Source organism: Enterococcus mundtii (assembly GCF_013394305.1).
GTDB lineage: Bacteria > Bacillota > Bacilli > Lactobacillales > Enterococcaceae > Enterococcus_B > Enterococcus_B pernyi.
The window spans coordinates 575381-600617 of sequence record NZ_AP019810.1 but is presented as its reverse complement, the minus strand read 5'-3'; the positions used below and the strand labels follow the sequence as shown (position 1 = coordinate 600617).

Below are 25237 nucleotides of genomic sequence, written 5' to 3'. Positions count from 1 at the left end.
TTAGAAAGTTAGCTTAGTGTTAAAAAGCATTTTTCCACAGGAGAATGTTTCTAAGTACCTGATTCCAAAAAAAGTCGTAACATCCGAGGGTTTCCTCTCATATTTTGGATGTTACGGCTTATTTTCTTAGAAGTTCAGCTATTTAATTAGAGAGTAAATTTCAAGGAGCAACTTTGTTCTGAACGAATCTTTCTGATCGTTCCCGCTATAAAAGTAGACTAATCGCCATCTTCGATTGAATCGGTAAATAGTTCTTCTTTCATAATGGATGAACTGATCTGCCGTGTATCGACTTTTTGCCCGACTTCGATCAAATAATCGAGGTTCTCACGATAATGTTCAGCAAAGACACAACTATATAACACATCCAACAAATAGGAGATCGACGTATTGATCGTGAAACTACTGATTTTTGAGTACAATCGTTCACGTGTTGTCAGGCGTAATACCACATCGCTCGCTGTGGACAAACTGGACTCACCGATGCTCGTCAACGATAAAATCGGCACATTTTTTTCTTTCAAAATTTCAGCAGTCCGAAGCATCATCTGATTTTCTCCCGTATAAGAGATCAAGATCGCACAGTTTTCAGGCTGACAATTGTAGGCATCGTAATAGGACTCGCCAGATGTGGGCACGATGGTCACTTCTTGTTTGATCCGATTCATTTTCAATTTGAATGATTGAGCAATCAATGTGTTGGTATCACTCGAAAATAATACGATTTTATTCGATCGCAGCAGAAGTTGCTTTGCTTGTTGGAGATCGTCGTGCATCAACAAGGATAACGTATCTTGGATCGTCATACGTTCAAGTGCCGCAATCCGATTAGCGATCGTCATGATGCCTTCATTTTCGGAAAAAGGGAGATTGGCGTCCACTTCTTGAAAGTTTCCTTGTAGATATTCTGTTTCAGCAATGAACGCATCTCTAAAATCCACCCATCCGTGAAAACCCATTTTTTTGGCGATCCGAATCAAAGTAGAAGGATGGACATAGCAAGTTTCAGCAATTTGTTGAATCGTTCGATCGGCCAGAGTTGTTTCATTGGCTTGGAGAAAACGGATGACTTCGCTTTCTGAAGGTGAAAAGTTGATTTGTTTAAGCTTTTCCTTTAATAGCATAATTCGATCCTCTTTTTTACGTTTTTAGTTAAAAATATGTAAAATAATTGTAAACGGTATTATTTAGTGTGTCAATGAAACAAAAAAAAGAGAAGTAATTCCTTTACTCGTTTATTTTGATTGAAAAATTAGGTTTTACTTGGATTTTCTCATTATTTTTCTTTTTGTTATGCGCAATAAATTTACAAAAAAATGCAAGAATATCGAGCATTTTGTAAATGGTTATTCAAATTGGTTAAAAAGTATTGTGACTTTTATTTACAAAAATGATAATGGAGTTGTAAAAAAGAAGAAGGAGTGAGTGTATGAATCAAGGAATCAAGATCGCGACAATTGGTGGCGGAAGTAGTTACACACCGGAACTAATGGAAGGATTCATCAAACGTTACGATGAATTGCCGATTCGTGAAATCTGGTTAGTCGATATCGAAGCTGGGCGTGAAAAACTAGCGATCGTCAGTGAAATGGCCCAACGGATGTGGGATGCTTCTCCATATGACGTGAAAATCTATGCCACCTTAGATCGCGAAGAAGCATTGAAAGATGCGGACTTTGTCACTACACAATTTCGGGTCGGTCAATTGGATGCTCGTGTAAAAGACGAACGCATTCCAGCGTACTACGGCATGTTAGGCCAAGAAACCAATGGAGCTGGGGGAATGTTCAAAGCATTTCGTACGATCCCAGTCATTTTAGCAGTAGTTGAAGACATGAAACGCCTCTGTCCGAACGCTTGGTTGATCAATTTCGCTAATCCAAGCGGTATGGTGACTGAAGCAGTCGTTCGTTATGGGAAATGGGACAAAGTGATTGGATTGTGCAATGTACCAGTAATGGCAATGATGACAGAGCCAGTCATGATCAGTGAAAAGAAAGAAGAGTTGATTTATAAATTTGCTGGGCTGAACCATTTCCATTGGCACAAAGTAGCGGATGCAAAAGGAAATGATCGTACAGAAGAGTTGATTGAACAACTTTATGCGGAAGATAACGGGTTGCCAAAAAACATATTCGATGTGCCATTCTTTAGAGAACAACTCGATCAGATGAAAATGATTCCTTGTGGCTATCACCGCTATTACTATCGTGAAGAAGAAATGTTGGAGCATGCGTTGGAAGAATACCACACGATCGGAACGCGAGCACAACAAGTCAAACAAACAGAAGCGGAATTGTTTGAGCTATACAAAGATCCGCAACTCGATCATAAACCAGAACAATTACAACAACGAGGTGGTGCCTATTATTCGGATGCTGCGTGTGAAACGATTGCTTCGATCTATGGCAATAAAGAAACTCAAATCGTTGTCTCAACGAAAAACAATGGGGCAGTGCCTGATCTACCAGCAGACTGTGTCGTTGAAGTAACAGCGTATGTAGGCGCGCAAGGAGCAAGAAGTGTTGCTTTTGGTTCATTACCTACAGCAGAACGTGGCTGGTTACAAGTGATGAAAAATATGGAGTTGTTGACGATCGAAGCAGCTGTCACAGGTGATTACGGGACGGCGTTACAAGCATTTACGATCAACCCATTAGTTCGTTCTGGTAAAACAGCAAAACGTATGATGGATGAATTATTTATTGCTCATCAAGAGTATTTACCACAATTTAAAGAAGCCATCGATCGCTTAACAGCAGAAGGCATCGAAGTGCAAGATGAATTAGCAAGAGAATTGTCAGAAAAACGTGTAGTGGAAGGAGTATAACAACGATGGGATTTAGAAAAGACTTTTTATGGGGTGGCGCAACAGCTGCCAATCAATGTGAAGGTGGATACGACGAAGGAGGGCGCGGCTTAGCCAATGTAGATGTCGTGCCGATTGGTCCAGATCGTTTTCCAGTGATTACCGGTCAACAAAAAATGTTTGAGTTTGATGACGAACATTTTTATCCAGCAAAAGAAGCGATCGATATGTACCATCACTATAAAGAAGATATTGCCTTATTTGCAGAAATGGGCTTTAAAACCTACCGTCTATCGATTGCCTGGAGCCGTATTTTTCCATTAGGTGATGAGAAAGAGCCAAACGAAGAAGGGTTGAAATTCTATGAAGATGTCTTTAAAGAATGTCAAAAGTATGGGATCGAACCCTTAGTAACGATCACCCATTTTGACTGCCCGATGCATCTAGTCAAGGAATATGGGGCATGGCGTTCGCGTGAATTAGTCGGATTTTATGAAAACCTTTGTCACGTGGTCTTTAACCGTTACAAAGGATTAGTAAAATATTGGTTGACCTTTAATGAAATCAACATGATTTTACATGCACCGTTCATGGGCGCTGGCTTGTATTTTGAAGAAGGTGACAATGTAGAGCAAGTCAAATATCAAGCAGCTCATCATGAGTTACTAGCGAGTGCGATTGCCACAAAAATCGCGCATGAAGTCGACCCTGAGAATAAAGTCGGCTGTATGTTAGCTGCGGGGGCTTATTATCCTTATTCATGTAAACCAGAAGATGTCTGGGCTTCACGCCAAGCAGACCGTGAAAACTACTTCTTTATCGATGTGCAGTCAAGAGGAGAATACCCAGCATATGCACTAAAAGAAATGGAACGCCAAGGCATCGAGATCAAAATGGAACCAGGAGACTTAGAGTTATTGAAACAACATACTGTTGATTTTATTTCATTCTCTTATTATTCTTCTCGTGTTTCAACAACCGATCCAAAACTATTAGAACAAACCGCAGGAAATATCTTTGAATCAACGAAAAACCCTTATTTAGAAGCAAGTGAATGGGGCTGGCAAATTGACCCATTAGGTTTACGGGTAACCTTGAATGATATTTATGATCGTTATCAAAAACCATTGTTTATTGTCGAAAATGGTTTGGGCGCGGTAGATACTCCGGATGAGAATGGCTATGTGGAAGATGACTATCGCATTTCATATCTTGCTTCACACATCCAAGCGATGAAAGATGCAGTCGAATTAGATGGTGTTGATCTTTTAGGTTATACGACTTGGGGATGTATCGATCTAGTTTCTGCTGGAACTGGTGAAATGAAGAAACGCTATGGTTTTATCTACGTTGATCGTGACAATGAAGGCAATGGTACATTGAAACGAACAAAGAAAAAATCATTTGATTGGTATAAACAAGTGATTGCTTCGAATGGTGAAAATCTAGCGAACAAATAGGATAGAATAAGAATGTCTATTGTTTTTGTCTATCGATTTCGAGTATAATATATCTATTCGAAACTCGTAGGCAGAACAATAGACTTTTTGTGTGATTGGCTGTAAAGTAGGCTTACTTGATTTTAAAACGGAGGAATCTACATATGTATGATGTAATCGTAATTGGTGCAGGACCTGCTGGCATGACCGCTGCTTTGTATGCTTCAAGATCAAACTTATCAGTAGCGATGATCGAACAAGGGGCACCTGGTGGGCAAATGAACAACACCGCAGAAGTAGAAAATTATCCTGGATTTGATTCGATCATGGGGCCAGACCTTGCGTATAAAATGTATGAAGGTGTTTCACGATTTGGAACTGAAAATGTCTACGGTATCGTCCAAGATATCAAAGATCATGGCAACTATAAAGAAGTCATCTGTGAAGACAAAAGTTACGAAGCAAAAACAGTCATCATTGCAACTGGTTGTATCCATCGTAAACTAGGAGTACCAGGCGAAGAAGAATATGCTGGACGTGGCGTTTCTTATTGCGCGGTTTGTGACGGTGCATTTTTCCGTGATAAACGCTTAGTCGTGATCGGTGGTGGCGATTCTGCAGTAGAAGAAGCTGTGTATTTGACACAATTTGCTTCAGAAGTCGTTATCGTTCATCGTCGTGATGAACTAAGAGCGCAAAAAATCATCCAAGATCGCGCATTTGCGAACGAAAAAATCTCATTTGTTTGGGATACGATCACTGATGAGATCATCGGAAATGATATGGTCGTTACTGGTGTCAAAGGGCACAACGCAAAAACAGGGGAAGAAATCGAATTAGCAGCTGACGGTGTGTTCATCTACGTTGGACTAGATCCATTAACTGAACCTTTCCGCAAAGCAGGACTCACGAATGCTGCTGGCTGGATTCCAACAGATCAAGATATGCGTACGAATATGCCTGGTGTGTTTGCTATTGGCGATGTGCGAGAAAAAGATCTACGCCAAATCACCACAGCAGTAGGCGATGGCGGGATTGCTGGACAACAAGTGTATAAATACTTGGAAGCATTAGAAGAAACGCCAAACGCTCAAGGATAACTAATGATTTAAAAAACGAAAGGTGTCTGGGACATTAGTCCTCATGTGCCACCTAAAACCGAATAAACGGCGGGAACAGAAGTAACCTCTTCGGAAATAAGGCGCCATCCACAAAAATTTGAAGAACAATTTTCGTGGATGGCGCCTATTTCTCGAGGCTGAACACTTCTTTCCTGACCTCTTTTTCTTATGCTTTGCTATCTAAATAGAGAATGCTATACTTAGAAAGGAATATATTTTTAGAAAGAGGTGTCAGCTTCATGTCTTGGAAACAAGTTTACGAGCAATGGGCAACTGAAGAATCATTAGAAGAAAATTTAAAAAAACAATTAAAAGAATTAAGTGAAAATCCTGAAAAATTAGAAGATGCGTTCTACGCACCTTTGGAATTTGGTACAGCAGGAATGCGCGGGATCTTAGGACCTGGAATCAATCGAATGAACATCTATACTGTACGTCAAGCAACAGAAGGGCTTGCACAATTTATGGATGAACAAGGAGCAGAAACAAAAAAACGTGGGGTAGCGATTGCTTATGATTCACGTCATCAATCGCCAGAATTTGCAATGGAAGCGGCAAAAACTTTAGCGCAACATGGTATTCCATCTTTTGTATTTGAAAGCTTACGACCAACCCCAGAGCTTTCATTTGCGGTTCGTCATCTTAACGCATTCGCTGGGATCATGGTTACAGCTTCTCATAATCCAGCGGCATATAATGGCTATAAAGTCTATGGCGAAGATGGTGGACAAATGCCGCCTGCTGATGCAGACGCATTGACAAAATATGTACGAAACATCAGCAATCCATTAAAAGTAGAAGTTTTAGCAGAAGAACAAGCAAAAAATAGTGATTTGATCACGATCATCGGCGAAGAAATCGACCAAGCGTACTTGGAAGAAATCAAAGCAGTGACGATCAATCATGAATTAGTAGAAACATTAGGGAAAGAATTGAAGCTAGTCTTCACGCCGTTACACGGAACAGGCAAAATGTTAGGTGAGCGTGCGTTGACTCAAGCGGGATTTGAACAATTTGTCTTGGTTCCTGAGCAAGCAGTCGCTGACCCAGACTTCACCACAGTCAAATCACCAAATCCAGAAGAACACTCTGCTTTTGAATACGCAATCCGTTTAGGCGAAAAAGAAGGCGCAGATCTATTGATTGCTACTGATCCAGATGCCGATCGTCTAGGTGCAGCTGTACGCTTGCCAGACGGTTCATACAAAGTATTGACTGGAAATCAAATCGGCGCTTTGCTTGTCCAATATATCCTAGAAGCTCACAAAGAAAAAGGAACACTGCCAGAAAATGCGGCGGTCTTGAAATCAATCGTTTCAAGTGAACTACCGACAGCAATCGCTAGACATTATGGTGTAGAAATGATGAACGTTTTGACTGGCTTCAAATTTATTGCTGAAAAAATCCAACAATTTGAAGAAACCAAGGCGCATACATTCATGTTTGGTTTTGAAGAAAGCTACGGTTATTTAGTCAAACCATTCGTTCGCGATAAAGACGCGATTCAAGCACTATTATTATTAGCAGAAGTTGCTGCATTTTATAAAAAACAAGGTAAGACCCTTTATGATGGGTTACAATCGATTTTTGAAACGTATGGCTATTATGCAGAAAAAACAATTTCAGTCACAATGAGTGGGCAAGAAGGTTCAGCGAAAATTGCAGCACTGATGGAGAAATTCAGAAAAGATGCACCAACTGAATTTGCCGGAGAAAAAGTTTTACAAACAGAAGATTTCAAGGCACTGACAAAAACAGATGACCAAGGAAATGTAGAAAAACTAACGACTCCACCTTCAGATGTATTGAAATATACACTAGAAGAAGACGGTTGGATCGCGATCCGTCCTTCTGGAACGGAACCAAAAATCAAATTTTATATTGGTGTCAAAGGTGATTCAAACCAAGCAGCACAAGAAAAAATTGCTGCACTTGAAGCTAGCATCAAATCAATGACAGAAGAATAAACAGTTGAGACTGACGAAAAAAGTGGTACACTTTAGTAGTCAGTCTTTTTTTGGAGGTGAATCGTTTGTCGGGGAATCAAAACATTAAAGTAGAAAAAGTGAGTCAATTATTCAAGGTATTAAGTGATCCGACACGTTTGAATATTTTACTTTATTTAAAAGATGGTGAAAAAAATGTGACGTCGATCAGTCAATCTGTTCAAATGGAACAATCGGCTGTGTCTCATCAATTACGGTTGTTACGTGAAAACCACGTGGTGAAATCACGACGTGAAGGAAAAACGATCCTTTACAGTTTAGATGACTTTCATGTATTAGATATTTTAGAACAAACGATCAAACATGTAGAGCATCAAAAAAGCTAACTAAAGTCATTAAAAAAGGATTTGAAAGTGTCTGGGACATTGGTCCTCTTGTACCACCTAAAACCGAATAAACGGCGGGAACAGAAGTAACCACTTCGGAAATAAGGCGCCATCCACAAAAATTTGAAGAACAATTTTCGTGGATGGCGCCTTATTTCTCGAGGTTGAACACTTCTGTCCCGACCTCGATCAACTCCTATTTTTATCATTTAAAAAGATAATAAAAAGCTATTTCTCTTCCGAAGTTTCTGTGCCGTAATAGCTATGGTCTTCCAGCTCTAACTCATTCAATATCAATGATGCTGTTTCTTCAATGGAAAGAGAAGCAACATTGATGACGACACACCCTAATTTTTCATAAAGTTCATTGGCAAATTCCAATTCTGCACGAATTTTTTCGATATCGGAGTACGCAGTATCTGGATTCAGGCCATATGAACGCATGCGTTCTTTACGAATGTTATTTAAAATATCAGGGTTATTTGTTAATCCAACAATCTTCTTCGGATCGATTTCCCACAACTGTTTAGGGATATGTGCTTGAGGTATCAGTGGGAGATTCGCTACTTTTAAATTTTTATTGGCTAAAAACAAACTTAATGGTGTTTTAGAAGTTCTGGAAACACCAAGTAAGACGACATCGGCTTCCAAAAAACCTCGAGGATCTTTTCCGTCGTCATATTTCACCGCAAACTCCATCGCTTTGATTCGTTTGAAATAATTTTCATTCAATAAGTGAAGTGCCCCTGGTTGACGTGTCGGTTTGATGCCAGTCAAGCGCTCGATTTCTGCAATTGGCGGGGTCAATACATCAAAGCTGTATAATTTGTTTTTTTGACAAAATTCATTTGTTAAATCCACCAATTCTTGGTTGATCAATGTATGGAGAACTAATGCTTGTTCTGACAATGCATCATTTAGTGCGCGTTGCAACGTCTCTGGATCAGTCACAAAAGTTCGTCGAAATAAACTAAATTCGATAGATGGATATTGCGCCATTGTGGCTTGGGCTAATTTTGTTGCTGTTTCACCTGCAGAGTCTGAAATGACAAAAAAGGTGACGACTTCATTTGATTCGGCAGTCATAAATAAAAAACCTCGCTTGCTTTTTTTTTAGGTTTATTATACCATACTCGAGTGTACATACTTCGTAATCATTTTGATTTGGGGGATAATGATGAATAAACAAACATTGATCGAACAATCTTTAGAAACATTGAAAAATAACGGGTTCAAATACACGAAAAAGCGAGAAGCATTACTCGCATATTTAATCAAACGAAATCGTTACGTCTCTGCAAAAGAAGTCTTTGACTACATGAGTCAGGAATTTAAAGGAGTCAGCTATGATACGATCTATCGTAATTTACATGACTTTTCAGAGTTAGATCTTTTGGAAGAAACGGATCTAAATGGAGAAATGAAATTCCGTTTTCATTGTTGTCAAGGCGAGATTGGGCATCATCACCACTTCATATGTACCGTTTGTGGGACGACAAAAGAAATCCATATGTGTCCAATGAATTATTTTGAAGAACAACTCAGTGGGTGTACCATTGAAGGGCATCGCTTTGAGATATTTGGTCGCTGTGAGAGCTGTCAATAATAATTTTCAATAAAATAACAGGTGATTATTTAAAAAAATCATAAGATTCTCTTGACGGTCAAAACTGCTTTAGCTATAATGTTTATAGAACAGTCTTGTTTCTTGAGATTAACATTTCAATAACAATTACGGTTACTTTTTAAGCTCGGAGGGAGGGAATTAATATGTCAAAAACAGTCGTTCGCAAAAACGAATCACTTGACGATGCTCTTCGTCGCTTCAAACGTTCCGTGTCAAAAGCGGGTACTTTACAAGAATCTCGTAAACGTGAATTCTACGAAAAACCAAGTGTAAAGCGTAAGAAAAAATCTGAAGCAGCTAGAAAACGCAAAAAATTCTAGTTCTTTGATGAATTGGAGTTGGTAGTGTGTCACTACTAAGTAGATTGAACGATGACATGAAGACAGCGATGAAAGCTAAAGATAAAGAATCTTTACAGGTGATTCGTATGATCAAGTCATCTATACAAAACGAGCAAATTAAAGAAGGTCACGACTTGACAGAAGAAGAAGAACTAACAGTGTTGTCTCGCGAAATGAAACAACGCCGTGATTCTTTGCATGAATTCGAGGAAGCTGGACGTGACGATTTAGCTGAAAAAGTGAAAAGTGAAATTGTGATAGTCGAAAAGTATATGCCAGAGCAACTTTCTGAAGAAGAAATTCGACAACTTGTTCAAGATGCGATCACGCAAACAGGTGCTTCATCTGCAAAAGAATTTGGTAAAGTCATGGGAGTTATCATGCCTAAAGTCAAAGGAAAAGCTGATGGAAATCAAGTAAATGCTATCGTAAAAGAACTATTGCAGTCTTAATCTTAGCAAACGAAACTACGGACGCGAAAGTGTCTGTAGTTTTTTTGTGTTCATTAAAAGAATAGTTTTTTGATCAATATTTTTTTGTTTAAAAACGTTTGTTGTTACTTGACAAAAGATTCATAGATTAAAATAAATCGGACAACTGATGATCAAAGTCAGGTATCTCTGCTAGTTACTAAATGATTAGGTTGTTTTAGTTGAAGAACGTTTTGTCTCAGTAATCCAAATTAAAACTTTTTTCTCAAGTCGTCTCATTTTATTCGCTATATAGTTTTTCATGATTATGGTAGAATAGGTAAGAACGATTTGAAATAAAGGAGATGTCTATTTTTGACAGAAGCGTCTAGTTCTTTGGATATTAGATTAACAGCAACTGATGATATCAGTATGCTTTTAGGGTCACATGATAAACATATCAAACTGATCGAAGAAACAACTGAAACGACGATCCACACAAGAGGTGAAGTGATCCAGATCATCGGGGAAGAAACCGATATTTCTTTGGCTGCTTCCGTCATCCGAACGTTACAAGAATTGATCAAACGAGGGATCCATATCAGTATGCCTGATGTGGTCACTGCCTTGAAAATGGCTCAAAAAGGGACATTGGACTATTTTGTTGAGATGTATGAACAAGAGATCGTCAAAGATCGCAATGGCAAACCGATCCGTGTCAAAAACAGCGGACAAAAAAAATACGTCGATTCTGTCGCCAAACATGATGTGGTCTTTGGCGTAGGACCAGCTGGTACTGGGAAAACATTTTTGGCTGTCGTATTAGCGATTGCTGCCTTAAAAAAAGGCGAAGTCCAAAAAATCATCTTGACTCGTCCAGCCGTCGAAGCAGGTGAAAATCTTGGATTCTTACCTGGAGATCTGAAGGAAAAAGTCGATCCATATTTACGACCAGTTTATGATGCACTGTACCAGATTTTTGGGTTGGATCATACCAATCGTTTGATGGAGCGAGGAATCATCGAGATTGCACCACTTGCATATATGCGTGGTAGAACGTTAGATGATGCCTTTGTGATTTTGGATGAGGCGCAAAACACAACAGTCGCCCAAATGAAAATGTTTTTGACTCGGCTTGGCTATCAGTCAAAAATGATCGTCAATGGGGACACGAGCCAAATCGATTTACCAAAAGGGACAATGAGTGGATTGATCCATGCAGAACGAACACTCAAACAAATCAAAAAAATCGATTTTGTGAATTTTGAAGCTAGTGATGTCGTTCGTCACCCTGTCGTGGCAGAAATCATCAAAGCTTATGAAAAAGCGGATCTTCATCAAGAATAGCTTTTTTAGGAGGATTACCACATGTTGAACAAAATATTGCAGCAGCTTCAAGCGAAATTAGGGAAAGCTGCAGCACCTTTTCTCTTATTGCTTTTCTTTCTATTGATGTGTGGGATCACGTTTAGCAGCGTGAAGCAAAAGCCCAATGATTTTAGAGAGGGACAAGTAGCGGAAGAAAGTATCCGTGCCAATAAAACGATTGAGAACACGGAAGAAACCGAACAAAAAAGGAAATTAGCAGCTGAAGCAGTGACACCTGAGTACACCTACCAAAGTGACCTAGCTTCGGAACAAGATCGTCGGATCAATCAACTGTTTGTTTTGATCGATCGTGCGAATGACACGATCGACAAACAATACGAAGAAAAAGTCAGTAAGGCAAAAGAAGATGAAAATGTTCCAAAGCCAACAGTAGAAGAACGGATAGCCGCATTGAAACGAATATTCGAAAGTTCAAATGCGGATGATGTCGCGTTCTACCAAAAATTACCAAATAGTTTTTACTCAACGATCATGAATATGTCAGAAAGCGAGATTACGACGGTTCGTGATGAAAGCTTGAAATTGATCGACGAACAAATGAGTAAGCAAGTTCGAGAAAGTGATTTAGATAATTTCAAACAAGAAGCAAATGATAAGATCCAGTATTTGAATGTTTCGGCAGAACAACAAGAAATGATCCGCTATTTAGTCGATCAGGGCATTGTTGTGAATGATGTGCTAAATGAAAAACGAACAGAAGAGTTGAAGCAAGAGGCACGTGACTCCATCCAACCCGTCATGATTTTCCAAGGGGAGATCATTGTTCGTGAAGGGAATCAAATCGATGCAGCTGCTATGAAAAAATTAGAGTTGTTAGGTTTGACGAGTCAATCTACTTCGATTTTTCCTCTTGTCGCTATGATTCTAGCGGTATTATTGCAAATTGGTGTGTTATTCTACAATTCACTACAGTATAAAGATCTATTCAAACGAACAGAGTATATTCTTTTCTACGTAACAGCGATGTCCATCAGTATTTTATTGATGAAATTTTTCCAAGTCTTTCAAACAGAGCAAGCGACGTATATTCCGTTACTTTACCCAGCAGCGTTTGTACCGCTTGTCTTAAACTTTTTCTTGAATCGAAGAGCGGGTATCATGGCTGCGTTATTCCAAGCAGTTTCAGCGCTATTCATTTTTTACAATTCGATCGGTACGAATTTCTTGACTGTGATTTTGGTCTCGTACCTATTTGCCGGCTTTTTAGCAGCCATTTTAAAACGGCAACGTATTTCAGAACAATGGTTCCCAGCAATCATGTGGGTCGTTGTCTTTCCGTTATTGATGGATGTCGTTTTAGTGGTTTATCAAGGCATGAGCTTTAGCGATGGCACCACTTGGTTAACACTTGTATGTGGCTTCATGGGCGCATTTCTGTCGTATTTACTGACGATTGGTCTGCACCCTTATATTGAGCTATTAGTGAATGACGACAGTGTGATCGTTCTAAATGAATTGAGTAACCCGAACCATCCATTATTGAAGCAATTGTTAGAAGAAGCACCGGGAACGTATCATCATAGTATGATGGTTGCGAATCTGAGTGCGAATGCAGTTGCTGAAATCGGTGGGCGTTCATTGTTGACACGTGTGGCTTGTTATTACCATGACATCGGCAAAATCAAACATGCCAGCTTTTTCGTGGAGAACTTACCTTCTGGTGCGGAAAATCCCCATAACTTTTTACTTCCTGAAGATAGTAAACAAATTATTTTTGGGCATGTGACAGACGGTGCGAAGATTTTAGAAGAGTACGATATGCCACAAATGGTGATCGATATCTGCAAGCAACATCATGGGACGACTTTGATGCGTTATTTCTATATCAAAGCAAAAGAACGTAATCCCGAAGTAACAGAGGAACAATTCCGTTACCCTGGCCCTAGACCGCAAACACGGGAAGCTGGGATCGTCAATATTGCGGATAGTTGCGAAGCCGCTGTGCGAGCGATGGATCATCCAACCAGTGAAAAAATCGAAGCTTTTGTGCATAATTTGATTGAAGAACGGATTTCTGATGGTCAGCTTGATGATAGTGGATTGACACTCAAAGAAATCCGCAAAGTTGAAAAATCTCTTGTTAGTGGATTGAGCAGTACCTTCCACTCAAGGATCAAATACCCTAAAATGAAGTCTGAAGCAGAAAAAATGAAACAAGAAAAAGAATAGCAAGAAGGAAGCGATGACTAATGGATATTACATTTATCGATGAAACAAACACTGTATCTGAAACGAAAATCAAAGAAATTGAAGAATTGCTTCAATTTGCGGCAAAAAAACTTTCTTTATCAGATGAGACGGAAATGTCGGTGACCTTCATGGATAATCCGTCTATCCAAGAAATCAATCGTACGTACCGTGGCAAAGACGCACCAACAGATGTGATCAGTTTTGCGTTAGAAGATGAAGGTGAAGACGAGATCCCAGTGATTTTTGAAGAGGACGATGAGCCAATGCCTCGTGTATTGGGAGATATCATGATCTCAATCGATCGGGCAAAAGAACAAGCTGAAGAATATGGTCACTCCTATGATCGCGAACTAGGCTTCTTAGCCGTCCATGGATTTTTACACATCAACGGCTACGACCATATGACACCTGAAGATGAAGCGGAAATGTTTGGCTTACAGAAAGAGATTTTAGATGCTTATGGACTTAAAAGATAAAAGAGAAGAACAAAAAGTAGATAAAAACAAACATTTTTTGATGTCAGTGGAGTTTGCTTTACAAGGAGTCAAAACCGTTTTTGATGAAGAAAGAAATATGAAGAAACATGTGGCTCTTGGGATCATTGCTCTGATCATGGGGTTCATCTTTCAATTGGATCGAATGGAGTGGCTATGGTTGCTCCTTTCAGTCTTTCTCGTATGGATCGTCGAAATCATGAACACTGTGTTTGAGAATGTAGTGGATATGTTCACAGACTTCCATTTTCATCCCATTGGGAAAAAAATCAAAGATATGGCAGCTGGGGCAGTGTTATTGACTGCTTGCTTCGCTGTAATCGTGGGGATCATCTTATTTGGTCCAAAAATCTATCAACTGTTTTTTAATTAAAAGGAGAGTAATTATGTCAGAACATAAATCTGGATTTGTAGCAATCGTCGGACGACCAAATGTTGGTAAATCGACGTTGCTCAATCGGATCGTTGGTCAAAAAATCGCGATCATGAGTGATAAAGCGCAAACGACAAGAAATAAGATCCAAGGAGTGTATACGACTCCTGAAGCACAATTGATCTTTATTGATACACCTGGAATCCATAAACCCAAACATCGCTTAGGCGATTTTATGGTAGAAACAGCTTATAGTGCTTTACGTGAAGTTGATGCGGTATTGTTCATGATCAGCGCCGATCAAAAAAGAGGAAAAGGCGACGATTTCATCATCGAACGCTTGAAAAATGTCCAATCACCGGTATATTTAGTGATCAATAAGATCGACAAAGTCCATCCAGATGAGTTATTAGGGATCATTGAAGATTATTCCTCACAAATGGAGTTTGCCCAAGTTGTTCCGATCTCTGCGACAGAAGGAAACAATGTCGAACGTTTGATGGAGGTCTTAGTGGACGAAATGCCTGAAGGCCCGCAATATTTCCCAGACGATCAAGTCACTGACCATCCGGAGTATTTTATCGTTTCTGAATTGATTCGGGAAAAAGTCTTGTTTTTGACACGAGATGAAGTACCCCATTCAGTCGCAGTAGTCATCGATACGATGAAACGTAATGAGAATAATAAAATCCATATCCAAGCTACGATCATTGTCGAGCGGGATAGTCAAAAAGGAATCATAATCGGTAAAGGCGGTAAGATGCTGAAAGACATCGGAACAAAAGCACGAAGAGATATTGAGAATCTGCTAGGGGACAAAGTCTTTCTAGAACTTTGGGTAAAAGTCCAAAAAGATTGGCGAGACAAACGAGTCTATTTACAAGACTTTGGATATCGTCAAGACGAGTATTAAACAAGGTTGTGAGAAAGCCGGTCAGCTCCGAATAGTAAGGCGAAACGTGGGAAAATAGCTTTCCATATTTTTTCACGTTTCGCCTTACTATTGAAGAGTTGCTCTTGAGCACCGGTTATCCAGTTACAGAAGTTAGAGGACAACTAAGTCATGGAAGCAATTAAGAGTCTGGAATAAAAGTAATAGTTACTTTTGTCTCGACTTCACGGATGCTCGCATGACTTTTTCCTTCTTTTCAATTTAAAAAAGCAATTTACGTTAAAGTCAGAGGAGGGGTGACGATGAGTCAGCTTGCAGAATCAAAAGGAATCATCCTTTCTAGTCGCAACTACAAGGAAAAAGATAAATTAGTCAAGATATTTACAGAATCGGCAGGAAAAATGATGTTTTATGTCAAGGGGATCCATCGTCAAAATCAACCGATTGCACCCGCATTGTTGCCTTTTACGGAAGCAATTTATATTGGTCATTTTCATAATGAAGGCTTGTCCTTTGTTAACAGTGTAAAAGATGTCCACTCGTTTCGTAAGATACAAGAAGATATTTTTCTTAGCGGTTACGGGACTTATTTGTTGAACTTAGTGGATGCGGCGATCGAGGATCGGCAATATGATCCGAATCTATTTCAATTCACACACCAAGCATTGCAACGCATGGATCAAGGAGATGACCCAGAGATCATTACGAATATTTTTGAGATTCAATTATTGCAACGTTTCGGGATCTCGCCAGTTTGGACCCACTGTGCAGTGTGTGGAAAGACGCAAGGAAAATTTGATTATTCATCCAAATATGGAGGCGTCTTATGTGAAAATCACTGGGAGTTAGATCATTATCGGTATCACGCGGACCCACGTGCAGTTCACTTCGTACGGCTCTTCTCAGCAATCTCGTATGATCGCATCAGCGGGATCGACCTCAAAGAAGAAACCAAACAAAAGATTCGCCAATTGATTGATCTGTTATATGAAGAATACGTAGGCATCCATTTGAAAAGTAAAAAGTTTATTGATCAAATGAAAAGTTGGGAACATATCATGAAACCGACCAATGAGGCAACGAAGGAAAATCCTGCAGAAGAATGAAAAAATGTTTGAAACAATGGATTTTTTTCAAAAATATTTGACAAAGTACTTGGTTAACGTCTATTATAAAGCCTAGATAGTAACTATTGTTTTTTCAATAGACGAATGTCATTTATAAAGGATATTCAATAATCACATACGTACGATGATCAAGATCAGTAGAAAATCAAGTGGCACAAGCGAGTTCGGGAGAGTGTGAGCCGAATGCTAACGGTTTTTGAAGAGGCACTTGTGAGTACGATCAACGAAGCTGCCGAGTCGCTCGGAAGTAGGGTGGAACCGCGAAGATATTCGTCCCTATGTTTGTTTACGCAAACATAGGGACTTTTTTTGTTACTATTTTTGATTCTTGGTTAAGATGAAAGGGGTAATTATATGAGTAAGAAGCAAACAGTTCAAGAAATGATTTTGACATTACAAAAATTTTGGTCATCGAACGGTTGTATGCTGATGCAAGCATACGATACAGAAAAAGGGGCAGGTACAATGAGCCCTTACACGTTTTTACGAGCAATCGGTCCAGAACCTTGGAATGCCGCTTACGTTGAGCCATCACGTCGACCAGCTGATGGTCGTTATGGTGAGAATCCTAACCGGTTATATCAACACCATCAATTCCAAGTGGTGATGAAGCCATCACCAGAAAATATCCAAGAACTTTACTTGGAAAGCTTGCGTTTGTTAGGGATCGATCCGTTAGAACATGATATCCGCTTTGTTGAGGACAACTGGGAGAACCCTTCGATGGGTTGTGCCGGTGTTGGTTGGGAAGTCTGGTTAGATGGCATGGAAATCACGCAATTTACGTACTTCCAACAAGTCGGCGGTTTGCCATGTAAACCAGTCACTTCAGAAATCACTTATGGGTTAGAGCGCTTAGCTTCTTATATCCAAGAAGTGGAAAGTGTGTATGATCTTGAATGGTCAGCAGGTGTCAAATATGGTGAGATCTTCAAACAGCCTGAATATGAACACTCAAAATATTCATTTGAAGTGAGTGATCAAGAATTATTATTAAGTAATTTTGATCGTTTTGAAAAAGAAGCGAAACGTTGTATTGAAGAAAATCTGGTCCATCCAGCATATGATTACATTTTAAAATGTAGTCACACCTTCAATCTATTAGATGCTCGTGGTGCAGTATCTGTGACTGAACGTGCTGGTTACTTGGCTCGCATTCGTAACATGGCGAAATCTGTGGCGAAAATCTTTGTTGCAGAACGTGAAAAACTTGGATTCCCATTGCTAAATAATCAATCAGAAAATCCAACGACTGTTAAGGAAGGTGAATAAGATGGCAAAGGACTTATTATTAGAAATTGGCTTGGAAGAAATGCCAGCGCATGTTGTGACACCAAGCATGAAACAATTAGAAGAAAAAACAGCAGCGTTTTTAACGGACAATCAATTGACTTACGATGCAATCGAGACATTCTCTACTCCGAGACGTTTGGCGATCAAAGTAACAAATGTACCAGAACGTCAGGCTGACAGTGAAGAAGAAGTGAAGGGACCAGCGAAAAAAATCGCATTAGATGCTGAAGGAAACTGGTCGAAAGCAGCTCAAGGATTTGTTCGTGGGCAAGGATTGACGACAGACGATATCACCTTCCGAGAAATCAAAGGTGTGGAATATGTCTATGTGACGAAATATACTCAAGGAAAACCAGCAATCGAAGTCTTGACAGGATTGATCGATGTGATTAAAAGCATGACATTCCCTGTGACAATGCACTGGTCTTCTTTTGACTTTGAATATATTCGCCCGATTCATTGGATCGTGGCACTATTTGGAGAAGAAGTGATCCCGTTTGAATTTTTAGATGTGAAAACTGGACGTACTTCTCGTGGGCATCGTTTCTTAGGTGAAGATGTGACATTTGCTCATCCAGCAGAATACGAAGAAAAGCTATCTGAACAATTTGTAGTTGCTTCGCCACAAAAGAGAAGAGCAATGATCATGGAACAAGCGACTCAATTATCAACAAAAAATGATTGGCACATCGATTTTGATGAAGACCTACTTGAAGAAGTCAATAATCTAGTGGAGTATCCAACTGTCTTTGCTGGTGATTTTGAAGAAAAATATCTATCTGTACCGGAAGAAGTACTCGTGACTTCCATGAAGGAACACCAACGTTATTTTGATGTTCGAAATGCCGAAGGTCAACTCTTACCACATTTTATCGCTGTACGAAATGGCGATCGTGTGAAGCTAGATAACGTTATTCGTGGGAACCAAAAAGTACTGACTGCGCGTTTAGAAGATGCGGAATTCTTTTACAATGAAGACAAAAAATTCCCAATCGAGCATTATGTCAATAAGTTGAAATCAGTGACTTTCCATGAAAAGATCGGTAGTATTTATGAAAAAATGCAACGTGTGCAAGTGATTGCATCTGTTATCGGTAAATCTGTCGGTTTATCGGGGGAAGAACTAGCTGCATTACAACGTGCCGGCGAAATCTATAAGTTTGACCTAGTGACGAACATGGTTGGAGAATTTCCAGAACTTCAAGGAATCATGGGTGAAAAATATGCGTTGTTGCATGGAGAAGATCCAGCGGTTGCGACAGCGATCCGTGAACATTATTTACCGATCGCTAGTGAAGGTGAATTGCCAGAAACGACGATTGGTGCAGTCTTAGCCATTGCCGATAAATTAGATAGTATTTTCTCTTTCTTTACTGTAGGAATGGTGCCAAGTGGTTCAAACGACCCTTACGCATTACGTCGTCAAGCATATGGTATCGTTCGGATCATTGAAGCAAAACAATGGGCTTTCCCATTGGCACAATTACAACAAGAAGTGAATGCTGCAATCAATGAAAATCAAGAGCGTTTCGGGTTAGCTTTCGTTCAAGGAACTGATGTAATCGACTTTATCAAAGGTCGTTTGCGCCAACGATTGATGACAAAAGCCATTCGCCACGATGTGATCGATGCTGTCTTGAATGCGAAGGAAAGTAATTTGACAACCGTTTTTGCAGCTGCACGTCTGTTGAAGGAACGTTTGCAAGATGAAAACTTCAAACCATCGATGGAAGCTTTGACGCGTGTGATGAACCTAGCGAAAAAAGCCGAAAGAACAACGAATGAGATTGATACAAGCCTGTTTGAAAATGAAGCAGAGCAAGCATTGTACGAAGCAGTTGAGAAAGTGAAAGCTCAGTTTGCGGAACGTACACTTAAAGAGAACTATGAGCAATTAGTCAGCTTAAGACCAGTTATCGATCAGTATTTTGATCAAACGATGGTCATGGTCGAAGATGAAGCTGTCCGTAACAACCGTTTAGCACAGTTGCAACAAATTGCTGATATGGCATTAAGTATTGCTAGTCTGGATCAAATCATTACAAAATAAGACGGATCAAGTAAAAGCTTGAAACAAAAAAGGTTTGGGATGCGAACATCCCAAACCTTTTATTTTTTACGTTGCTGTTTACCGGCATTTCGACCGTTAGCATTTTTCTTGGTTGCTTGTGTATTGATTTTTTTCGTTGGTTTCGTCGCTTCTTCAGGTGTCACATCTTTTCGAGGTGTCACGACTTGTTTCGGTTGATTTTGTTTCAATTCTTCTGCGACTTGAGCTTTTAAGCGTGGCTTCATGATCACATTGGTGATAAATGTTTGTAGACAACTAAAGATACCACCGACTACCCAGTAAAGGGTCACTCCTGCAGGAGCACTGATCGACATGAAGACGATCATCGCAGGTGAAACGATCAACATGGTGCGCATCGTTTTTTTCTGTTCTTCAGGAATACCGATCGTTGAGATGTACCCTTGAATTAGGTAAGCAATCCCGGCAATCGCAACTAAGACTAAACTTGGATTTCCTAAGTCGATACCATAAAAAGTCGATTCACGGATACCTTCTGTATAGCGAGCAGTAAAGTACAGCGCTGAGAAGATCGGCATTTGGATCAATAAAGGTAAACAACCGATTCCACCAGTCATACTTAACCCATTTTCGCGATACACTTGTTGCATTTCTGCTTGTGCAGCCATTTGTTCTTCTCGGGTCGTTGCCGCTTTTAGTTTTTCTTGGGCGGCACTGACTTGAGGTTTCAATGCTTGCATTTTTTCAGATTGGATCATTGTCTTTTTCGATTGACTGATTCCTAAAGGTAAAATGATGATTCGTACGATCACAGTCATCAAGATAACAGCCCAACCGTATGACCAGTTGAAATTCTGCACGAGATATGTAATCGCTTGTCCCATAGGTTGTACTAATACGCGATAGACGATTCCAGATGTATCAGGGTTTCCTTCAGCATCCATTCTGACACAACCAGATAAGAAAAGTAAGAGTGTTACAAGACCAGAACCTAGTAACCAATTTTTCCATTTATTCATAAAATACTTCCTCTTTTAAAATTTTTACACAAGCTTAACTATACTAAAAATATGAGAATAATTCAATGAACTTCATAGAAAATTCAAATAATTCCCTTAAGTTTAACCGATCATGGGAAGGACAGGGAAGCGCACATAAAAGAACAGAGAATTGAAACGATCATCTTCCAGTAGACGGCAACAACGACTTTCTTCATATGTGCTTTCAAGAAGAAACATTTAGCCGATCACATCAAATTTCTTTCGTTCTTCCATCATCGGATGTTCTTGCAAGTCGACATATTGGACACGGCCACTGGGACTAGGGGATAGCTTGACTTCTTTGATGAACTGATCGATGGTTTCCTCCTCACCAGCGGCTTCGATCGTCACCGAACCATCTTCTTCGTTTTTAACTGTTCCTGTCACGCCCAATTGATCAGCTACTATTTTTGTCATATAACGAAAACCTACACCTTGGACACGCCCTTGCACATTCATTTTAACTTTTTTCATTTGAAGCACCACTCTTTCCTCTATTTGATAAATTTATGATAACGATTTTTTATAAAACTAACAAGCCCAACGATTGATTCCATGCTATAATAAAGTGAGGTGGAAAACGTGAAAAAAATTCAATCAGCAAAAAATCCTAGAATCAAAGAAATAAAAAAATTACATAAAAAGAAGCACCGCGAAGAAGGACAGAAGTACCTGCTTGAAGGGTTTCACTTGATCGAAGAAGCTGTGAATGCCAAAGTCATACCTAAAGAGATCTTTCTGACAGAACGAGGCTGGTCAGAATGGGGGACATGGGTCGAACAACACGCATTGGATTGCTTTTTAGTCACTGATGAGGTGATGGCGGTGATCTCTGATCTACCAACACCACAAGGAATCGTGGCAGTGATGCCGCTAGAAGTTAGCCAAGTGTCAATAGATACAGGAGGCTGGTTGCTTTTAGACAATGTCCAAGATCCTGGAAATGTCGGAACGATGATCCGAACAGCAGATGCGTTTGGTTTAGCAGGTGTGATCTTAGGGAAAGGCTCAGCTGATATTTATAGCACCAAAGTTTTAAGAAGCATGCAGGGAAGCAATTACCATTTACCAGTTATCTCACAAGAGTTAGACGCGCTCATTCCTGAATTGAAAGAAAAAGGATTTGCGATATACGGAACAGAACTCAATGAAGAAGCTGTTTCTCTTCCAACCGTCGTACCAACAAAAAATTATACGATCATTATGGGAAATGAAGGGCAAGGGGTGCGATCAGAATTATTGGCGCTAACTGATAAAAATATCTACATCCCGATGAATGGCCATGCTGAGTCATTGAATGTCGGCGTAGCTACCGGCATATTGTTGTATCATCTTTCTTCTTGATTAAGGAACTATTAAGCTTTTTGGATTTTTAATCAACCTCACTAGAATATTCCGAACATGAATGATATACTATGTACAATTTCAACGATAAATGAAATTCAAAAAGGTGGCAGATCGAAAATTATGACAGAAAAATGGCGTGAAGACGAAGAATACATGTCTTATATCGAAGATCTATTAGAAACAGAAGCAGTACAAAAATTAGCTGATTATATCCAACATGTACATTCGACAAGATTGGAACACTCAATCAGTGTTTCTTATTACAGTTACAAATTAGCAAAAAAATGGGGTGGAGATGCAAGAGCTACTGCACGTGCAGGACTTTTACATGACCTATTCTATTATGACTGGCGTACAACAAAATTTGATGAAGGCACACATGCGTATGTGCATCCTAGGATCGCTGTGAAAAATGCAGAAAAGATTACTGAACTTTCTGATTTAGAGCGCGACATCATCTTGAAACATATGTGGGGAGCAACGATCGCTCCACCAAAATACAAAGAAAGCTATATTGTGACATTTGTTGACAAGTATTGTGCAGTGAAAGAAGCGGCGCAACCAGTAACGGATACAATGAAACAAAAATGGCAACGATATTTTGGAAAAGAACAGTCGATCTAACTATTTGACCAGCCGAACGGAAACAGTCGAAGGTCCCGATCATGGGAAACCTTTGACTGTTTTTTTTTGCGAAAGTAGTTGACGAAATAAGATTTATAAGGTTAACTCTTTATTAGGTGAATGTACATAGATGAAAAAAGCATAAAGGGGGTGATGATAAGATGCCATACGTATCTTATTTAGCAGAGTTCAAGGACTTCAGTTATTAAGCTAACTTTGTTGAAGGACTCTTTTTTCTTCAAAGTAGCTACTTTTGAAAGAAGAAAGGACTCAAAAAATCATGGAAACAACAATCAAAACGTATCAATATTTCTTTATCAAACGAGAAATCGAGCAACTGTTAAATGTCTATCATTCAGTGAATGATAAAAAAACTGTCGCAACCGTTCAAGCATTAGCCAAAGAAAGAATCAATGAGGTAGTAGAAAATGATCCACAAGTAATCGCCTTAGTTGAACCATTTGTGAAGCAAGTTATGGATACAAACTTGAAAAAAGAAAAAGCGACAGAATTGCTCGAACGTTTAAAAGAACATGTTGCGCCATTCAAGCAACCATCAAAAATCCAAGTGGAAAAAATATTCCGAAAAGTAAAAAAGTTGAAACACCCAGATTGGCAAACATTGGATCTTAAAGAGCATACTTATGTGGGCTGGAATGATCCAGGAACACAGAAGAAATATCTGCTTTATTATGCAGATGAGCGGCTACAAGGTGTCCATGGGACACTTTCTCCGACGATCATCAAAGGAGTATGCGCGATTTGCCATAAGACTTCGAGTGTTTCGATGTTTCTTTCCACGACAAAATCAGGATCAGATGGCACGTATACTAAAAAAGGAAATTACATTTGTCATGATAGTGATCAGTGCAATCAGCAACTAGTAAAGCTGGCACCATTTTATGAATTTACAGACATCGTGAAGAAAGAAAAATAGCACCATTGTTTTTCTTGAGAATGTATGATAAACTTTCTGTAAATGAATAGGTGATGGTGTTCGCCTTTAAATGTCGATCGATAGATGACTAATGACGCCTACTAAAAATCGGAGAATCCGTTTTTTTAGTAGGCTTTTTTTGTGGGGAGGAATAGAAAAATGGATCAACGGTTACTTAGTCCATTCAAAATAGGGACATATATGGTGAAATGGTTAGTGATCACTGCTTGTTTAGGCGTACTAATGGGAGGACTTTCCGCTTTTTTTCTAAATAGCTTAACTGTGGTGACGGATTTACGAGAAGCACATACTTGGTTATTGTATCTATTACCTGTCAGTGGGGCATTATTTGCGTTTCTTTATCAACGATACGGTGGGAATGCTAGTCGTGGGAATAATCTGGTCATTGATCAAGGGAATGGTGGGGAAGAAAAAATCCCGCTCCGATTGATTCCTTTAACGCTTTTCGGTACGATCACGACGCATCTTTTTGGCGGTTCTGTCGGTCGAGAAGGAACAGCAGTCCAAATGGGTGGCGCTTTAGCTGAAAATCTAGCAAGGGGATTAAAATTGAGTCCTATCGAGCGAGAGGTGCTGGTCATCAGTGGGATCAGTGCAGGATTTAGTTCAGTGTTTGGGACACCTTTAGCAGGCACATTGTTTGGACTTGAAGTACTAGCAATCGGAAAGATGCGTACAGAAGCGATCTTTCCCAGCTTTTTTGCTGCTTTATTTGCTAACTTCGTAACCGAAAGGATTGGTGTCACACATATCCATTATAAGATGGGAGAAATTCCAGGGTGGAGTCCTGCACTCTTTGGCAAACTGATGGTGGCGGGTATCGCTTTTGGGATTATTGGTTGGGTTTTTAGTCGTTCAATCGTCTTTTTGAAAAAGTGGTATCTGAAATGGTTCAAACATCCAATCACTAGAAATTTTATAGGTGGAGGAATTGTCGTAGTTGTGGCAATGATTTTACAAACACAACGCTACTTAGGACTTAGCTTGCCTTTATTGCAAGATGCGTTTGCCGGAAAAGCACATGCCTATGATTTTATCGGTAAGTTAGGATTTACTGTCCTTTCTTTAGGCGCTGGCTATCAAGGTGGGGAAGTGACCCCTTTGTTTGAGATTGGTGCAACTCTAGGGGCAACTTTAGCGCCCATCCTGCATGTTTCGATTCCTTTTCTAGCTGCATTAGGATTTATCGGTGTGTTTTCTGGAGCGACGAATACACCCATTGCTTGTTTTGTCATGGGCATCGAATTATTTGGAGGAGAAGCAGCTAGTTTCTTTTTTATGATTTGTTTGATCAGTTTCATGTGTTCGGGAAATAACGGAATCTATTCCGCACAAAAAGTAATGATCAAAAAAGGGATTTTATTTTTACCAATGAATAATGATCAGAGAGAATAGTTTACTG

At 39.6% G+C, this 25237-nt stretch carries 24 protein-coding genes and 1 riboswitch; of the genes, 20 read left to right on the top strand and 4 right to left on the bottom strand.

Features of this window, described 5'->3' with window-relative positions; all coding sequences use genetic code 11:
• Positions 1-218 precede the first annotated feature (218 nt).
• Positions 219-1124 carry a MurR/RpiR family transcriptional regulator gene (locus HZ311_RS02825; RefSeq protein ID WP_023520007.1) on the bottom strand — a complete coding sequence of 302 codons (906 nt, stop codon included), beginning with the start codon at positions 1122-1124 and terminating at the stop codon, positions 219-221.
• A gap of 305 nt (positions 1125-1429) precedes the next feature.
• On the opposite strand from HZ311_RS02825, the gene HZ311_RS02820 reads away from it, so the two are divergent.
• From HZ311_RS02820 to HZ311_RS02800, 5 genes are all read left to right on the top strand, one after another.
• On the top strand, positions 1430-2830 hold the full coding sequence (locus HZ311_RS02820) for a 6-phospho-beta-glucosidase (protein WP_023520006.1): 1401 nt from the start codon (positions 1430-1432) through the stop codon (positions 2828-2830).
• 5 nt (positions 2831-2835) lie between these two features.
• Positions 2836-4269 (top strand): 6-phospho-beta-glucosidase, encoded by a 1434-nt coding sequence (locus HZ311_RS02815; RefSeq protein ID WP_023520005.1) that lies wholly within the window; start codon positions 2836-2838, stop codon positions 4267-4269.
• Positions 4270-4412: 143 nt separating this feature from the next.
• Positions 4413-5348, top strand: a complete 936-nt coding sequence (trxB, locus tag HZ311_RS02810) for a thioredoxin-disulfide reductase (RefSeq protein WP_023520004.1) — start codon at positions 4413-4415, stop codon at positions 5346-5348.
• 260 nt (positions 5349-5608) lie between these two features.
• Positions 5609-7336 carry a phospho-sugar mutase gene (locus HZ311_RS02805; RefSeq protein WP_010734953.1) on the top strand — a complete coding sequence of 576 codons (1728 nt, stop codon included), beginning with the start codon at positions 5609-5611 and terminating at the stop codon, positions 7334-7336.
• 65 nt (positions 7337-7401) lie between these two features.
• The gene (locus HZ311_RS02800; RefSeq protein WP_010734954.1) at positions 7402-7701 is read left to right on the top strand and encodes an ArsR/SmtB family transcription factor; all 300 of its coding nucleotides are present in this window, start codon (positions 7402-7404) and stop codon (positions 7699-7701) included.
• A gap of 228 nt (positions 7702-7929) precedes the next feature.
• On the opposite strand, the gene HZ311_RS02795 is transcribed toward HZ311_RS02800, so the two are convergent.
• On the bottom strand, positions 7930-8787 hold the full coding sequence (locus tag HZ311_RS02795) for a pyruvate, water dikinase regulatory protein (protein ID WP_010734955.1): 858 nt from the start codon (positions 8785-8787) through the stop codon (positions 7930-7932).
• 91 nt (positions 8788-8878) lie between these two features.
• Between HZ311_RS02795 and HZ311_RS02790 the strand changes: the two genes are divergently transcribed.
• The 11 genes from HZ311_RS02790 (at position 8879) to glyS (ending at position 19887) form a co-directional block, all read left to right on the top strand.
• Positions 8879-9307 carry a Fur family transcriptional regulator gene (locus tag HZ311_RS02790; protein WP_010734956.1) on the top strand — a complete coding sequence of 143 codons (429 nt, stop codon included), beginning with the start codon at positions 8879-8881 and terminating at the stop codon, positions 9305-9307.
• Positions 9308-9471: 164 nt separating this feature from the next.
• Positions 9472-9648: a 30S ribosomal protein S21 gene (gene rpsU / locus HZ311_RS02785; protein ID WP_002356740.1), complete on the top strand. Its 177-nt coding sequence runs from the start codon at positions 9472-9474 to the stop codon at positions 9646-9648.
• Between the two features lie 26 nt (positions 9649-9674).
• A complete protein-coding gene (locus HZ311_RS02780) occupies positions 9675-10121 on the top strand; it encodes a GatB/YqeY domain-containing protein (protein ID WP_010734957.1) in 447 nt (148 codons plus the stop codon).
• A gap of 333 nt (positions 10122-10454) precedes the next feature.
• Positions 10455-11426 (top strand): PhoH family protein, encoded by a 972-nt coding sequence (locus HZ311_RS02775; protein WP_010734958.1) that lies wholly within the window; start codon positions 10455-10457, stop codon positions 11424-11426.
• Positions 11427-11447: 21 nt separating this feature from the next.
• Positions 11448-13637, top strand: a complete 2190-nt coding sequence (locus tag HZ311_RS02770; RefSeq protein ID WP_010734959.1) for an HD family phosphohydrolase — start codon at positions 11448-11450, stop codon at positions 13635-13637.
• Between the two features lie 20 nt (positions 13638-13657).
• Complete coding sequence (ybeY, locus tag HZ311_RS02765) at positions 13658-14134, top strand: rRNA maturation RNase YbeY (RefSeq protein WP_010734960.1); 477 nt, start codon at positions 13658-13660, stop codon at positions 14132-14134.
• Positions 14118-14525: a diacylglycerol kinase family protein gene (locus HZ311_RS02760; RefSeq protein WP_029594236.1), complete on the top strand. Its 408-nt coding sequence runs from the start codon at positions 14118-14120 to the stop codon at positions 14523-14525. Before ybeY ends, HZ311_RS02760 begins: the two co-directional genes overlap by 17 nt.
• Positions 14526-14538: 13 nt before the next feature.
• On the top strand, positions 14539-15438 hold the full coding sequence (gene era / locus HZ311_RS02755) for a GTPase Era (protein ID WP_010734962.1): 900 nt from the start codon (positions 14539-14541) through the stop codon (positions 15436-15438).
• A 281-nt stretch (positions 15439-15719) separates the two neighbouring features.
• Entirely contained in the window at positions 15720-16523 is an 804-nt protein-coding gene (gene recO / locus HZ311_RS02750) for a DNA repair protein RecO (RefSeq protein ID WP_023520001.1), read from the top strand.
• Between the two features lie 375 nt (positions 16524-16898).
• Positions 16899-17816 (top strand): glycine--tRNA ligase subunit alpha, encoded by a 918-nt coding sequence (gene glyQ, locus HZ311_RS02745; RefSeq protein WP_010734964.1) that lies wholly within the window; start codon positions 16899-16901, stop codon positions 17814-17816.
• A gap of 1 nt (position 17817) precedes the next feature.
• Positions 17818-19887: a glycine--tRNA ligase subunit beta gene (gene glyS / locus HZ311_RS02740; protein ID WP_023519999.1), complete on the top strand. Its 2070-nt coding sequence runs from the start codon at positions 17818-17820 to the stop codon at positions 19885-19887.
• 59 nt (positions 19888-19946) lie between these two features.
• On the opposite strand, the gene yidC is transcribed toward glyS, so the two are convergent.
• Positions 19947-20885 carry a membrane protein insertase YidC gene (gene yidC / locus HZ311_RS02735; protein WP_178946465.1) on the bottom strand — a complete coding sequence of 313 codons (939 nt, stop codon included), beginning with the start codon at positions 20883-20885 and terminating at the stop codon, positions 19947-19949.
• Positions 20886-21104: 219 nt separating this feature from the next.
• Complete coding sequence (locus HZ311_RS02730; RefSeq protein ID WP_023519998.1) at positions 21105-21380, bottom strand: acylphosphatase; 276 nt, start codon at positions 21378-21380, stop codon at positions 21105-21107.
• Positions 21381-21488: 108 nt separating this feature from the next.
• On the opposite strand from HZ311_RS02730, the gene HZ311_RS02725 reads away from it, so the two are divergent.
• The 4 genes from HZ311_RS02725 to HZ311_RS02710 all read left to right on the top strand — a co-directional run bounded on the left by HZ311_RS02725 (position 21489) and on the right by HZ311_RS02710 (position 25230).
• Positions 21489-22250 (top strand): TrmH family RNA methyltransferase, encoded by a 762-nt coding sequence (locus tag HZ311_RS02725; protein WP_023519997.1) that lies wholly within the window; start codon positions 21489-21491, stop codon positions 22248-22250.
• 123 nt (positions 22251-22373) lie between these two features.
• The gene (locus HZ311_RS02720; protein ID WP_010734969.1) at positions 22374-22877 is read left to right on the top strand and encodes an HD domain-containing protein; all 504 of its coding nucleotides are present in this window, start codon (positions 22374-22376) and stop codon (positions 22875-22877) included.
• A 280-nt stretch (positions 22878-23157) separates the two neighbouring features.
• The gene (locus HZ311_RS02715) at positions 23158-23814 is read left to right on the top strand and encodes a FusB/FusC family EF-G-binding protein (RefSeq protein ID WP_137072597.1); all 657 of its coding nucleotides are present in this window, start codon (positions 23158-23160) and stop codon (positions 23812-23814) included.
• Positions 23815-23854: 40 nt separating this feature from the next.
• Positions 23855-23922, top strand: a riboswitch (Fluoride riboswitch).
• Between the two features lie 51 nt (positions 23923-23973).
• Positions 23974-25230: a voltage-gated chloride channel family protein gene (locus tag HZ311_RS02710; protein ID WP_023519995.1), complete on the top strand. Its 1257-nt coding sequence runs from the start codon at positions 23974-23976 to the stop codon at positions 25228-25230.
• Positions 25231-25237: the final 7 nt, after the last annotated feature.